The 14,612-nt window shown below is 54.3% G+C and carries 12 protein-coding genes; 7 read left to right on the top strand and 5 right to left on the bottom strand.

All coding sequences use genetic code 11. The annotated features are described in order from the left end of the window. The first annotated feature begins 53 nt into the window (after window positions 1-53). Window positions 54-1,256 (top strand): tryptophan synthase subunit beta, encoded by a 1,203-nt coding sequence (gene trpB / locus VGH19_02795; protein ID HEY1170276.1) that lies wholly within the window; start codon window positions 54-56, stop codon window positions 1,254-1,256. A 48-nt stretch (window positions 1,257-1,304) separates the two neighbouring features. Here trpB and VGH19_02790 read toward each other — a convergent pair whose 3' ends face one another. Next, a complete protein-coding gene (locus tag VGH19_02790; GenBank protein HEY1170275.1) occupies window positions 1,305-1,769 on the bottom strand; it encodes a TspO/MBR family protein in 465 nt (154 codons plus the stop codon). 133 nt (window positions 1,770-1,902) lie between these two features. On the opposite strand from VGH19_02790, the gene VGH19_02785 reads away from it, so the two are divergent. From VGH19_02785 to VGH19_02775, 3 genes are all read left to right on the top strand, one after another. Beyond that, window positions 1,903-2,301, top strand: coding sequence for a hypothetical protein (locus tag VGH19_02785; GenBank protein HEY1170274.1), 399 nt, complete (start codon window positions 1,903-1,905; stop codon window positions 2,299-2,301). 327 nt (window positions 2,302-2,628) lie between these two features. After that, window positions 2,629-3,273 (top strand): hypothetical protein, encoded by a 645-nt coding sequence (locus VGH19_02780; protein HEY1170273.1) that lies wholly within the window; start codon window positions 2,629-2,631, stop codon window positions 3,271-3,273. A gap of 8 nt (window positions 3,274-3,281) precedes the next feature. Next, on the top strand, window positions 3,282-4,493 hold the full coding sequence (locus tag VGH19_02775) for a beta-ketoacyl-[acyl-carrier-protein] synthase family protein (protein HEY1170272.1): 1,212 nt from the start codon (window positions 3,282-3,284) through the stop codon (window positions 4,491-4,493). Between the two features lie 6 nt (window positions 4,494-4,499). Here the strand turns inward: VGH19_02775 and VGH19_02770 are convergent, their stop codons facing one another. After that, window positions 4,500-6,911 (bottom strand): YfhO family protein, encoded by a 2,412-nt coding sequence (locus tag VGH19_02770; GenBank protein ID HEY1170271.1) that lies wholly within the window; start codon window positions 6,909-6,911, stop codon window positions 4,500-4,502. Between the two features lie 5 nt (window positions 6,912-6,916). Here VGH19_02770 and VGH19_02765 point away from each other — a divergent pair, with 5 nt between their 5' ends. Next, entirely contained in the window at window positions 6,917-7,609 is a 693-nt protein-coding gene (locus VGH19_02765) for an iron-containing redox enzyme family protein (GenBank protein HEY1170270.1), read from the top strand. A gap of 80 nt (window positions 7,610-7,689) precedes the next feature. Here the strand turns inward: VGH19_02765 and VGH19_02760 are convergent, their stop codons facing one another. Then, window positions 7,690-8,142: a cell wall hydrolase gene (locus VGH19_02760; protein ID HEY1170269.1), complete on the bottom strand. Its 453-nt coding sequence runs from the start codon at window positions 8,140-8,142 to the stop codon at window positions 7,690-7,692. 444 nt (window positions 8,143-8,586) lie between these two features. Here VGH19_02760 and VGH19_02755 point away from each other — a divergent pair, with 444 nt between their 5' ends. Both VGH19_02755 and VGH19_02750 read left to right on the top strand, forming a co-directional pair. Next, window positions 8,587-11,181 (top strand): tetratricopeptide repeat protein, encoded by a 2,595-nt coding sequence (locus tag VGH19_02755; GenBank protein HEY1170268.1) that lies wholly within the window; start codon window positions 8,587-8,589, stop codon window positions 11,179-11,181. 246 nt (window positions 11,182-11,427) lie between these two features. After that, window positions 11,428-11,829, top strand: coding sequence for a TRCF domain-containing protein (locus VGH19_02750; protein ID HEY1170267.1), 402 nt, complete (start codon window positions 11,428-11,430; stop codon window positions 11,827-11,829). A 34-nt stretch (window positions 11,830-11,863) separates the two neighbouring features. Here VGH19_02750 and VGH19_02745 read toward each other — a convergent pair whose 3' ends face one another. Then, complete coding sequence (locus VGH19_02745; protein ID HEY1170266.1) at window positions 11,864-12,544, bottom strand: hypothetical protein; 681 nt, start codon at window positions 12,542-12,544, stop codon at window positions 11,864-11,866. Between the two features lie 62 nt (window positions 12,545-12,606). Then, window positions 12,607-13,353, bottom strand: a complete 747-nt coding sequence (locus tag VGH19_02740; protein HEY1170265.1) for an HNH endonuclease signature motif containing protein — start codon at window positions 13,351-13,353, stop codon at window positions 12,607-12,609. Between the last annotated feature and the right edge of the window lie 1,259 nt (window positions 13,354-14,612).

Raw genomic sequence — 14,612 nt, 5'->3', positions numbered from 1 at the left:
CTGGGCTTGCCATTCCGAGGGTTTCGGGGGAAGTTGCGGAACGTTTTGATTCTATGAGTACTGTGGCTACGCCGATTTTGCCCGATGCGCAGGGACACTTTGGTCCCTACGGCGGGCGTTATGTTCCCGAGACGCTGATGCATCCCTTGCAGGAGCTGGAGGCAGAGTATTTTCGTGCGCAGGTCGATCCCGAGTTTCAGCAGGAGTTGAGCTATTACCTGCGCGAGTTCGTCGGGCGTCCCACACCTCTGTATCATGCGGAGCGTCTGACACGCGAATTGGGAGGGGCGAAGATTTACCTCAAGCGCGAAGACTTGCTGCATACGGGTGCGCACAAAATCAATAACGCGATGGGGCAGGTGCTCCTCGCCAAACGCATGGGCAAGACACGCATCATCGCGGAGACGGGAGCCGGTCAGCATGGTGTGGCGACGGCGACGGTGGCGGCGATGTTCGGCTTGAAATGCCGTATCTACATGGGCGAGGTGGATTGCAATCGCCAGGCGCTGAATGTGTATCGCATGCGGATGCTGGGTGCGGAAGTGGTGTCCGTGACGGCAGGCCAGAAGACTTTGAAGGAAGCGGTGAGTGAAGCGATGCGGGATTGGGTAACGAATGTGCGGAGTACGCATTATATTCTCGGTACGGCGTATGGTGCTCATCCGTATCCGGTGATGGTGCGGAATTTTCATCGCATCATCGGTGATGAGGCGCGGCGGCAAATCTTGGAGAAGGAAGAGCGCTTGCCGGATACGCTGATCGCGTGTGTCGGTGGCGGCTCGAATGCCATCGGACTTTTCTATCCATTCCTCGGTGATGAGTCGGTGAAGATGGTGGGTGTGGAGGCTGGTGGTGAAGGTATCACGCCAGAGAAGCACGCGGCACGCTTCCAAGGCGGTTCCCTGGGTGTGTTGCAAGGCACGCGTTCTTACATCCTGCAAGACGAGAACGGCCAGATCCAATTGACGCACAGTGTTTCCGCAGGATTGGATTACGCTGCGGTGGGACCAGAGCATGCTTGGCTGCATGATCAGAATCGCGTGGAATACACCTACGCGACGGATGATGAGACCTTGGCGGCATTCCAAAAACTGGCTCGGCTGGAGGGGATCATCCCGGCACTGGAGTCTTCTCATGCGGTGGCGGAAGCCATCAAGCGGGCGCCGAAGATGCCGAAGGATTCCCTCATGATCGTGAATCTGTCCGGTCGGGGGGACAAGGATGTGGCGCAGGCGGCGCAGTTCTTGAAGATGTGAAGATTTGAAAGCGGCAGGATGGAGCATTGATGCTTCTCCAGCCGCATTTCAATTCAATCGCCAGATGGCCATGTTCAAGGCTGCGGCGAAGGAAACCCAGCACAGATAGGGAACAAGCAACCATGCAGCCGTCGTGTTCAGCGACTTGAAGAGCAGAATGGTGACAAGGATGCTGAACCACAGAGCGATGATATCGAAGAGGGCGAGGCCGGGATTTTTCAGGGCGAAAAAGCAGGCTGCCCAGAAGACGTTCAAGGCAAGTTGAATTGACCACGCTACCAAGGCTGCTTTACGGGCAGGCACTTGAAGTTCCCAAACCATCCATGCGGCGATGGCCATAGTGAGATAGAGGACTGTCCACACTGGACCGAAAACGGAGGCTGGCGGATTCCATGAGGGTTTTTGGAGAGTTTGGTACCAGTCATTGACACTCAACGAGGTAAGCCAGCCACCCAAGGCCGCACAGGCAAAAACCAACACGATAAAACCGAGCAGTGAAGCAGCCTTCTGCATAAAACAAGATAAGGTACTAACGGAGGAGTTCAAAGCAAGGTGAGGAATGAAAATGATCAAAGTTTGATGCCTGCTTGACTTGGGCAGAATCAGTGCTCTTAATCACCGCGAAATTCAGCCTTAAAGACACAATATGCGCAACACACGGATCATCGTCTCTGCCTTGGCGACCTTCTGCGTCGCAGCTCTCACCGCCACGTCTCTTTTCGATGTGCAAGCCGCCGATAAAAAGGCCGCTTACTCCATGGAAGAGATCATGAAGACGGGCATGAAGGGTGATACATCCACTCTGAAGAAAGTTCTGGATGGCGTGGCCACGGATGCCGAAAAGAAGCAGCTCGTGGAATATTGCAAGGCTTTGACCCAGTTGGAACCGGCCAAGGGTGATGCCGCGAGCTGGAAGGCAAAAACCGCTGCTTTGCTGGCTGCTGCGGAAAAGGTGGCGGCAGGTGACAAGGCGGCTATCGCTGCGCTCAAGGAAACGTCCAATTGCAAGGCCTGCCATAGCGTGCACAAGGGCGAGAAGAAGTAAGCTGATCTATTTCAAGAACGCGCCATCGTTGCAAAACGATGGCGCATTTTTGTTTTCATGATGGTCTAATTTCTTGTCAGAGCATCGCGTAATTGCTTATGCAGATGTTTGTTGAGGGCATCTACGGGAACCATCTTGATGCGGTTTATGCGGGTTTGTGAGGCCGTTTTGCCTCCCGGCCTGTTACGCTGCTTGTTGTTGCCGTTGGGTGTGCCATCGGCTCTGCTTGACCTGAGGTTGCGCCGTAAAATGGGGGAGGGCTGGAGAAAGTTGCAGGTCAATCCACCGGGCTGGCTGGTTTGGTTTCGGGAATCTGTGCGGTTTCACATGACGCGATTTGTCACGTTTTGGCCGGACCGGCTGGCAAATCCCGACTGGCAGAAACGATCCGATTTTCAAGGGCTGGAAAAAGTAAAAGCCTTGCGGACGGCAGGGAAACCGGTGGTCTTGGTGTGCTTGCACCATGGGCCGATCCATATCTTGCGTTATCTCCTGAGGGCTTACGGTGTACCGTGCGCCATGGTGGTGTTGGAATCTCGGGCGGAGAGGCTGGCGGTGCGGGAGTGGAAAGACCGGTTAAGTCCCCCATCTGGTGTGCCGAATGTTTTTTGCCGTGATGAACTGAGGGAGATGCAGCGGTTCATGCTGGCAGGCGGCTGCCTGCTGGTGGCGGCGGATTATGGTAGAGGCAAGATGTGCGTGGTGCCTTTTGGTCCGGCCAGGATACAGGTGGCCTCGGGGGCATTCCGAGTGGCGCATTCTGTTGGCGCAACAGTCTTTCCCATTTCCATCAGCGAGACAAGCGGCTGGCATTTTACCGTGGAAGCGGGTGAAGGAGTGGTTGAAACTCAAGACGTGGATGTGCTTGCCAAAGAAATTTTGCATTCATTGGCTGGAAAGATACTTGCCACACCAGAGCAGATGCATTCACAACTGGCAGACAGTATTGTCAGCAGCGATGTGGTGAGATGAACGAGCGCATGAGACAGTGGTTGCAAGAATGCCCGGTGGTCATAACCGGGATGGGAGCGGTGTCGGCAGCAGGTGCTGATGTCGGAGCATTGTGGGAAGCGGCGGTACGGGGAAAAAAGTCGGCAAAGGTGTTGGATTTTGAAGAGGCGAAATTTGCCGGTTGCCCCGTGGCAGACGGAATGCTGAAGCCGGCAAAGAATCCACTGTTACGCAAGGCTGACCGTTCGGCGCAACTGGCGGTGGCGGCAGCACAGGCGGCGTGGGTGCAAGCTGGTTGTCAGACTTTTCCAGCGGAACGGGTGGCGGTCTTGGCCGGAACATCACGTGGTCCGGTGGGTAAGATGCTGGAATCCGCGGGCAGGGTGCGGATAGACCGTGTGCTGCCGAGTTCGGCAGCGAGCAGCACCTTGGCGAGCCTGAGCGGCCTGGTGGCGTTGAGTGTGGGAGCAGGGGGACCAACCTTGACGATTTCTGCCGCCTGCGCGTCTGCAGCGGGGGCGATCGCGCTCGCAGCCGAACAGGTGTTGCTGGAGAAGGTGGATGTCGCCGTAGCTGGCGGGGCAGAGGCACCATTGCACCCGATGGTTTTGGCCCAACTTAAAGCGGCTGGGGTGTTGGGAGAAGCCGGGAAGGCAGAAGAGATTTGCCGCCCATTTGATTTGAGCCGCACCGGAACAGTGCTGGGTGAAGGTGCGGGTTTTTTGGTCATTGAAACCGAAGCTGGTGCCAAGAAACGGGGTGCAAGTATCCTGGCGCGATTGAGCGGATGGGCCGTGGGGGCGGAGAGCGGCGAGCGCACAGGCATCAGTGAGGACTCGGCTGCGTTGGTGCGCGCGATGCAACAGGCTCTGCACATCGCGGGGCTCACGCCGCAGGACATCGGTTATATCAATGCACATGGCACGGGCACGATCTTGAATGACCGGCAGGAAACAGTGGCGTGCCGCCGTGTTTTCGGTGAGCATGTTCCACCGTGTTCCTCCATCAAACCGGTGACGGGGCATTGCATGGGCGCTGCTGCTGCACTGGAAGCCATCGTGAGCATTGAAGCATTGAGACGCGGCATATTGCCACCGACCCCTAATTGGCGGACGCCGGATCCGGAATGCTCCATCGATATCATCTCAGGCAAGGCGCGTCACTCATCGGTGAATCATGTGATGTCGAACTCCTCGGGTTTCTGGGGGAATAATGCGTCGCTGATCTTTTCGAAGGCGTAAAGCCTCTCAACCAGCAGTGACCGGTCCCGCTTTTTTGAAGGAAAGCGCGAGCATCACCAGGACGGCGATCAGGGCGGAGCCGCTGATCAGCAATCCCAGCCGGAAATTGCGATCCACATAAGTCAGCTTCACTTCATGATTTCCGGCGGGAACTTTTAAAGCGGTAAATGAATGGTTCGCCCGGCGCAGCAGGGTTGGTGTGCCGCTGATCTCGGCAACCCATGGATGGTAATAGGTTTGGGCCAGTACAACCATGGAAGGCTTCGCGGCATTTACCTTGAAGCGAATGCTTTGCTCACGCCATTCGATTGATTCAATCTTGGCCTGCCCTGGTATCACATCTTGCAGGTCGCCCGCATCTTGCGGATAGAAATAAACTTCCTGCATTGGGTTGAACCGGCCTTCTTCGAGCAAGGTGAGAACGCCATCAGCTTCAGTTTTCACCGGCCTTTGACCGGCGGTGACGAGCGGCTGCGGGTCCCATTTTTGGTGCCATTCGACAGCTTTGCCGGGCATCTGGGTATAAGCAAATCCAGCGAATTCAAGGAGCGGACGGACAGTTTCATCCGGCTGGACATGGAACCAATCCAATGTTTCACGAAAATGTTTGAGATCCATCGGGTAGAAGCCGTGCAGCTTGGGCAGATGGTCGAGGAGGTTGAGGTTGTCAAACAACGCCAGGCGATAATAAGCGACTTGTTCTTCGGGTACGATCAGTGCGGTCCGTCCCAGTTCATTCTGGATCTGTGCATTTGGGAGAAACCGGGGAGATCCGGGGCCGGTCTGTTCTTTCAGGTTGAGCTGTTCGTGCATGATGTTCGGCCGGTAAACCCACGGTTTGACAGATGGGCTTTGCCGGGAATTGAACATCACGTGATCCGCCCAGAGAACAAACAGCAGCGCGAGGGCCAGCCTGAGTGATGCCTGGACAGGAGGTGCTACTGACAGGCGAGCGGTCAAGAATGCGAACAGAGCAAATACAGGCACACGGACAAGTCCGCTTTTCAGAGTTGTTTCCCAATTCACATCCGGGGTCAGCAGATAGAGATCCAGCCATGCGGCAAAGAACGCGATGAAAGCGAGGAGCGAACCCATCCAGATGAATCGCTTGATGGCTGGTTTGTTTTTGGAGGACAGGATTTCACACAGGCCGGTTGCTGCCAATATAGGAAGCAGCACGAGTGCGATGAAAACGAACTTGATGGGATAACGGATGTAGCCGAGCTGCGGCAGCAACTCTTTGATCTTATCGTAGAGGAAGCCTTCACCGCCTTGGGCTATTCCGACTGAGAGCAAGACCAGCATCCAGCCTGCGAGGAGCAGTTTGCTGCGGTTGCACCAGAGTGCCAGCGTGGCCATAAGCACGACGATGCAGCCCGGATAATAGGAGTTCACCCATGCCTGGCCGATCTGGTTGAACATACCTTGGGGAGCGGGTGCGGAACCGAACTTGGGAACAAGCAAGTTGAGCCAGCCCCAAGCGGGCATGGACCAATCGGAGGAAGACCAGCTGGCATCGCGTTGAGAATGTTTCAACAGATCGAGAAAGGGCAGCAGTTGAATGGAAGAGAGCGCGGTAACGAGAAGAACGATCAGGGCAAGGCGGGCAGGTGCTTTCCAGTGCCAGCCGTTTTGCCAGACATCCAAAAGCATGAAGCATCCCGCAACAAACCACGTCTGCAGAATGATCTCTGCCCCGCCAGTGAGGAACTGCATGGCACCGGCCAATGCAGCCAGCGGAAGCATGCGCCCTCCATTCCGGCAGGCAAGCATGGTGCTAAGCAAAACCCAGGGCAGCCAGCCCCACGCGGCCACATTATGCGGAAACATGAGGCAATTCAGCGTGAAGCCGTTGAAGGTGTAAGCAAGTCCGGCGAAGGCGGCGGCAAACGGTTGATTCAAAAGATGGCGGGCAAGAAGAAACATGCCCAAACCACCCAGGAACAGATGGGTGATACAGAAGAAATTCAAGGACCAGGGCAGCGGTAACAGGAGATAAATGAGCGAGCCTGGATAAAGGACCATGGTGTTCCACTGGGCGAGGAACGGCTGGCCAAGATTGTGGTAGCCGTTCCAGAATGGCAGTTCACCATTCCAGAAGCATTCGCGTTGGTAAAAGGAAAGCGGATAAGTGAAGAAAGCGTAGTCCCGGAAATAAAAACTTTTACCAAGCAACAGCACATCTGGAAATGCAAGGAGCAGCAGGGCGATCAGGACGAATGAATAGCGCCGGGCGGTGAACCATGAGTTCAGGACAGCAATATCTGTGGCTGGCGCACCGGGCATTTCCCGGAAGTCTTGGCGAAAAGGCATGATGGGGCGAGCAATTTCCTCGTGACGGAAAAACGGCCGGAGGGGATGAACAACATGCTTTCTATGCAGATGTCCCGGGGTTAGTATCCAGCCGTTGTTTATCAAGGGTTATGACTACCGAAGAATTTCGCAAACATCTGAAGCAACTGCCGCAACAGCATCCTTTCTACCAGAAGGCGCACCCGTTCTGGCAGGCGTGCTTCCGGGGCAGGCTGCCGATTGAAGCCCTCAGGGCGTGGTCCCTGGATACGCATCCGTTCGTCCGGGATTTTCCGCGTTCTTATATGATGGTGGCAGCGAAGACGGATTCCACCGAGGCGTTGACGTATCTGGGGGAGACAATCTACGAGGAGACGGGTTGTGGTGAGGTGGCGGAGTCACATGCCAATCTGTTTGCGACGTTTACAGAGGGGCTGGGAATGGCAACGGCGGACCTGGTGCCGGAGCCACCTTCAAAAGGCGGACGGGCGGCGTGGGCTTATGTCACCCGGATGGCGAAGGAAGGGACGTTCCTGGAAGGGCTGGCGTGTGTGGGGTTGGGGGTGGAACGGCCGCTGCCCGAATTTTACGCGATGCTGGCGAAGACATTCCAAAAGCGTTATGGCGTGGCGGCTGAACCGGTGCGCTATTTCTCACTGCATACATCGGCGGATGTGAAACACAGCATGACGGCATTGAAGATCATTTTGCAGGAGGCCAAAACGCCAGAGCTGCAGGAACGAGTGACACAGGTGATCACGGGACTATGGGACATCCAGTTGCAGCATCTGGACGAGTTGCTGGAGAAATACGGAAAGAAGTGATCGAACACAGGTGACTTTGATTCACCTGGTCATGATCCAACACTCTGATTACTGCTTTTTGATATGCTGGTAATATTTCTTTACCAGCTATCCAAACGATAGAATGCGTGATTGCCGATGACGGCGACGGGAGTCTGGTTCACGGCCCAGTAAGGAGTTTCTTTCTTGTGCGTGAAGTGGGTGGCGCCACGTGTGATGTTGCGCAGTTTTTGCGGTTCATTGTAAGTCGTACGGGCGATGCGCAGGGCCTGCGAGAACTGAGGATGCTTATAGAACTCCTTCACGATCTCGTCATGGGTCTTGCCATTGAGGCTGGAGAATGCGCCAGGTTTGACCACTCTCAGTGGGGACACGCCTTCTTGGTCTGCACGACGACGGATGACCTCGGCGACGGCGACCATGCCGGTCTCGCCTTCACCACGGGCTTCTGCGAGGAGTACGGCAGCCACTACTTTTTGTCCGTACGTGGCAGCACTGGCGGGCGAAGTGAACCCTGCCCACACCAGGACCGTCAGCAATAGGATGCGTTTCATAAATCAGGACTACTACCGGCGGCGTACCTTGCAGCGGCATGCCCCTTGGCGGGGAGCGGATGGACAGTCTCTAAACTGCCGCCTGCAAAGTGCCGGTTTACCGGCATTAAAGTTTCGTCAGTGCCATCAGCGAGCGGGAAACGGCGTTCCCCGGGGGCCGAAAGCTGGCGATTCTGCTTCAGCAAATAGTCCTATAAACCCGACACATCCCGTTTTCAAACGGGGTGCGCACCCTATTGTGCTTTATGATGCAGTCAACGGCATTTTCTTGAGAAACTTTAGCATTTATTGAGGTTTTAAATGTAAACTGCTGGTAGAGCGGTAGTTTGGCTGAAAGCAGGAAATTTTGTAATCCTTCGAAAAAGTGGTCAAAAATGACCAACATTCGTTGATTTCCTCCGGTTCACCGCTAACCTTTGAAGTGTTAAGAAAGCCCTTAAAACGATGAGCAACCAGACTCCATCACCGGGATTAAGCGGAGGATTTTCGCGAGCGATTTCATTTTTCAGCGGCCTATTGATGGCCTTGATCGCCGTTCCAATGATTACAGAGGCAGCGGAATTGGAGGATGCGCGCAAGCTTTTGCGCGAGGGCAAGTATGCCGAATGCGAGAAGGTGACGAAGGCGGCCATTGACGATAATGAGTATGATGAAGAATGGCGAGCCTTGAACGGGCGCGCCTTGCTCGCGCAGGGAAAATATCCGGAAGCCCTGGAGATGATCACGAAGTCGGTGCCGCGTTATTATTCCAGCGTGCGGTTGCGGTTGCTATCTTGGGAAATTCATCGGGCGAATGGGCAGGGTGATCGCGCCAAGTCGATGTTATCGGAGATCAACTACCTCGCGGGTTCGCGCACGTATGCGTATCGCGATGCTCAGAGTATGATCACACTCGGACGCACGGCGCTGTTGCTTGGAGCAGATCCGAAGCGCGTAATGGATACATTTTATGTGCCGTTGAAACAGCAGGACGCGACGAATCGCGACGTTTATCTGGCCATGGGCGATCTGGCGCTGGAGAAACATGATTACGAGATGGCGTCGAAAGAATTTCAGCGAGGCCTGCAGAGTCATCCGAAGGACGCCGATCTGCTTTATGGATTGGCAAAGGCTTATGCGCCGAGCGACCGCAAGGCGATGGTCGAACTGGTAAACAAGGCGCTTGCAGCAAACAAGAATCATGCGGAAGCGCGGCTGCTGCTCGTCGATCATTTCATTGATGCGGAGCAATACGAGGCAGCGAAGATCACGGTCGATGAAGTGCTGAAGATCAATCCGAAGCTGCCTGAGGTGTGGGCGTATCAAGCCGTGCTGGCGCATCTGAAGAACAATGCGGCGGAGGAGAAGCGGTGCCGCGAGGAGGCGCTGAAGCTGTGGAAGAACAATCCGAAGGTGGATCATCTCATCGGATTGAAGCTGTCGCAGAAGTATCGGTTTGCCGAAGGGGCGGAGTTCCAGCGGCAGGCATTGAAGTTCGATGCGGAGTATCTTCCGGCAAAAGCACAGCTCGCGCAGGATTATTTGCGCATCGGCAAGACGGATGAGGGATGGATACTCGCCGATGAGGTGCATCGCGCGGATGAATACGATGTGACGGCGTATAACCTTACGACGTTGAAGGGTGTGCTGGACAGCTACGCGACGATCACGAACCAGTATTTCATCGTGCGCATGCCGGCGAAGGAGGGACCGATCTTTGGCGATCGCGTGCTGGAATTGCTGGAGCGCGCACGGACGAATCTGTGCGCAAAGTATGGGCTGGAATTGAAGCAGCCGATCACGGTGGAGATTTTTGGCAGTCAGAAGGATTTCGGTGTGCGGACGTTCGGGATGCCGGATAATCCGGGCTTCCTCGGGGTGTGCTTTGGCAAGGTCATCACGGCGAACAGTCCTTCCGCGCAGGTGAGCCGGTCGGCGAATTGGGAGGCAGTGTTGTGGCATGAGTTCTGTCACGTGGTGACGCTGGAGCTGACGCGGAATCGCATGCCACGGTGGTTGAGCGAGGGCATTTCGGTGTATGAGGAGCGGCAGGCGAACCCGGTGTGGGGCCAGCACATGAATGCGCAGTATCGCGAGATGGTGCTGGGCGAGGACCTGACGCCGGTGAGCGAATTGAGCGGGGCGTTCCTGAATGCGAAAAGCGGGTTGCACGTGCAGTTCGCGTATTATCAATCCTCACTGGTGGTGGAGCACCTGGTGGAGAAGTATGGCATTGAGGCGTTGCGGAAGATTCTCAAGGATTTGCATGAAGGCGTAGGTATCAACGAGGCCATCGCGAAGAACACGCAGCCGATGGAGAAGGTGGAGAAGGAATTCGCGGCGTATGCGAAGAAGCTGGCGGAGGGCTTGGCACCGCAGTTGTCGTTCAGGAAGCCGGACCCGAAATCTAATGTGCCGGGAGCAGAGGTTGTGGACCAATTGATCGGTGATCCGCGGAATTATTATGTGCTGTTGCAGAAGAGCGCGGCGTTGTTGCGGGAGAAGAAATGGGCGGAGGCGAAGGAGCCGTTGAAGAAACTCATTGAAGCGTATCCGCGGCAGATCGGATCGGACAGCGCGTATTACATGCTGGCGACGGCGCATCGGAATATGAAGGAGACGGGAGAGGAAAGGGCGACGCTGGAGAAGTTGGCGGCGATTGATGGCGAGGCGGTGGATGCGTATCTGCGGCTCATGGAGATCGGGGTGGAGCAGCAGGATTGGAAACTGGTGCAGGTGAACTCAGACCGGTTCCTGGCGGTGAATCCGTTGTTGGCGCAACCGTATTGGTTTGCAGGCAAATCTAATGAATCGACGGGCAATCCAGAGAAGGCGGCGGATGCGTATAAGCGGTTGCTGCAACTGGACCCGGCGGATCCGGCAGAGGTGCATTACCGGCTGGCGAAATTATTGACGGAGAAGAATCCGGTGCAGGCGAAGGAGCACGTGCTGCGGGCGTTGGAGGAGGCACCAAGGTTCCGTGAGGCGCATGGGTTGTTATTGAAGTTGCAGGGGACGAATGGGGTGGGTGGGGAGAAGAAGGCGGCGGGGTTTGAGTGAATGCACCGGATTTTGCAACATCTTCCAGGGATTTTGTCGGTCATAACGCGGCCGGAGGATTATGTTGTCATACTCCATTTTGGAACGATCCGGGCATCATTAGTGCTTATTGCCGGATGGCCAGCCCGATGCCGTTGAGGATGACGGGGCCTCTGGGGATGGGGTCGCGGGACGCGGTGCACAATTTGCTGAACCGGAAATGAAGAGGATTATTACAATGTGTGGGACTGACCCCTTTATGAGGAAGTGGAGAAGCCCAAGGCGAAGGGGAAGGTAGTGGAGATCGTGAAGCCGGGGTTGACGCAGGCGTGTATTCCGCTGAGTTACATCCCGGAATCGCAACAGCGCGTGGATATGTATCGGAAGATCGCGCAGGTGACTGAGTATGCGGAGCTGGAGGCGGTTCGGAAGGAGTTGCGGGATCGCTTCGGAAAATTGCCGGAGGCGATGGATTTGCTGTTGCGTGTGTCGGAACTAAAAGTGATGGCGGTGGAGCGGAAGATATCATCCATCGAGGCGAAGGAGGGCAAGCTGATGATCACGCGGAACAATGATTTCATCATGCTAGGCGGGAAGTTCCCGCGCCTGATGAAGAAGGCGGCGCTGGCGAAGGTGAATGAGATCAGGAAGTTGTTGTCGGCGATCTAGCCGGGCCGGTTGCACCGGCGGGCCAATAGAGGGGTCACATAACCGGCGCAAAGCTATCTAATCGATTATAAAACAAATCCGCTTTAGTGCGTAACTCGCTGTTTGGGATTGATTCAATAATGTCCTTAACAATCTTAGCTGTAGCGTTGCACGACCATCGCGCTACTGCTGGAGTGCTAACTCGAAGAACCCAGCTTGCAACGGCGTTTTCGTCGTCTTCAAATTCCGCGAGAATATTTTGTGACCGTAGTTTGCCAACTACGCTGGGATATTTAACGCGAACAGCGTTGGTTTTTATCGATTCAATGCTGTCGAACTTCAGATGCATGAGCGAATTGCGTAAGTCCATGAGAATGGCAAAATCTTGAAACGGATTAGTTCCTTTGTTGAATGTCTTTCCTGAGAGTGCCAGTTTTCCGATTAAGAATTTCATGTTTGTGGTGCCGCGAGAGTCTTCTATTTCCGACAGTAATTTAGCCAAGGTTTGTACCTGATTTGGCTCTTGCTCAAAGCCGGGAAAACCACTTGGAGGTTGTGCGGCTAACTCACCGATTTCGTTGATGAATGCTTCACCTGCTGCGGCAGCAAACACGATAGAAATTAGCGGTTCGTTTGATTCGTGAGAACGGTCGTGTGATACAGCAGTCTTGGCGCGCTGGTATGCTTGTTTGGCAATATTGAATAGAATGCCTGAATTAATGAATATCCCAGCCATTATGCGATTGTGGTTAAGCTAACTTTGAATGTGGATTGATATGCTGCTTTAAGTTGAAAATGTTATGACCGCAGTTTTGCAAGAGGTTGCATCTGTAAGTCTCTCAGTATCCCGTTCATTATGTCGATGGCCTGTTGTCGCTTTTCATCCATCCAGTGACCAAGGTTTCGATCTCTTCTCAAAACTTCATCATGTGGATCAAAGCCTCGGTGTCCTTCAAGATGGAGAAGCATTCGGTTTAGCCCAACCGAAGTCGCAAATTTTTTACGAATTTCTTCAATGATCGCCGTAATTTTATCGAGTTCTTCACGCCAACGCGGATTGACCACACATGATTTCCCAAGTGAACGTCCTAACACGGTTCCATCTCTTGTCTTCCAGTAACCAGTGTTTAAAGCAATTAGAGTGTCTTGCATCGCCTCGTCGAAAGCGATGAAACTTAACTCTTCATGGAAATATGTCCTGAAAGCAGGTCGATCAATGCATTGGGCGAAAAAGATGATCAGTTTCTTATCCTTGCGCCATTCTGCGCTACCCGGTTTCCATTTTCCTTCTTTTTTGGTGAGATCAATCGTCCTTCTGCGATGCATCTTCAATTCGACTGGTGTGTAGATTCTGGTTGTCCGACCTTGCGAGTAGTTGATATGCACTTCGTCGTGACAGGGAGGGCAAAGGGGAATGCCGTTTTCGATGCTATCATCACCCGGGATTATATGATGCACCTGAATGCGGTGGAGTTGCCCGCAAATGCAACAGCGTCTCCCGCAATCTGCTAATAGTTGAGCTGCTTCTGTCTTGTCGAATGGCATGTCGTCTCCTTTTTCATGGGTGTGGAAGGCTGTCTTGAGGTGTGATGAGAATCAAGCTGGGAATGTTAATCGAGCGAAGAGGTAATACGTGAGGTGACGCAACTCCTTTGGAGTAGGGGATTCAAGGGTGGCTACCCAGGGTAGGTTTGCTCTCTGAATCGCAAACCAACCCTGGGCTGATGGGTGCAATCCCTTTGGGATAAGTGAACTAGTCAGAGCCTCCTGACGTCGGCTGCTACGAAAGAGGTATGGGGGCTGATGGGCTGGCACCCGCTCTGGGGTGCTGGGTGGGGGATTGTTACCGGTGGTGTCGCTCGTTCCTCGCGAAACCAACCGGCTACATGCTTTCATCCCTCCGGGATGGGGGCGGGAGAGGGAAATGTTTCAACCTAATGGGGTTCCCGACACTTGTGCCGGGGCAGGCAAGCGAAGGGGATGCGGCAATGAGTGAGAAAAATCTTTGGGTGCAATTGGTTGGGTTGGAATGGATTAGGGGTTTTGCTTTTGATTATTCTAAAAATTTATTGTGGTTGTGGGGTTTGGTGATAGGATTTCAATTGCTGGCAGCTCGCTGCTGGTAAAGGAGAGGCTGCAAGCCTGTTTCGAGTTTCTGGTTTTTAGTTTCGGGTTGGGAACGCGAACGGCTCAAATCCTCACGCTAGATGATTCGTTGGAATCGTTTTGGTAATCCTTATGGAGCCCCGACTGTGAAAGGTCGGGACCTGCGGTCCGGTTCAGCAGTTAGAGCCGAGGCAGGTCATCATTAGATATGAGCAGGTAGTGGGCAGATGGATCAGAGCTCGTAAGCTGGAGGAGGAAATGGACGTCGGTCGAGAATGGGGCCGGGGAATCCAGAAGTCGGACTAAAGTCTGACTATCGTACTCACTGCGGAACCAGCCGGGTGATCGGACATCTGCAAGGTTTGAACTCTCAATCGTAGGGAGAAGAGAATGCCGCTGTGGCTCAAGTGTCGGATGGTTTCATTGCTCTTTGACATACGTTCTCTGTTTAACCACAGATGGACACAGATAAACACAGATGGGAAAGAGGTGTTAAATGCCTCCTCTCCCTGACCCTCTCCTCCATTCCAAATGGAAGAGAGGGGAATGTGCGTCTTGGTTCGTTTTGATGGTTAAGGGAAGTGGCTGGCGAGGGTTTGGTCCGGTGAGGGTGGACTGGTTGCTAGAGTACCGCAGGACAGGATGCAATCGCGTAGGAAACATAAAACGGATCAGACGGGAAGGCGACTTCGGGGGAA

The sequence above is a fragment of the Verrucomicrobiia bacterium genome, assembly GCA_036405135.1.
GTDB lineage: Bacteria > Verrucomicrobiota > Verrucomicrobiia > Limisphaerales > JAEYXS01 > JAEYXS01.
Note: the sequence above shows the minus strand (reverse complement) of the source record. Positions and strands in the feature narration are given on the sequence as shown.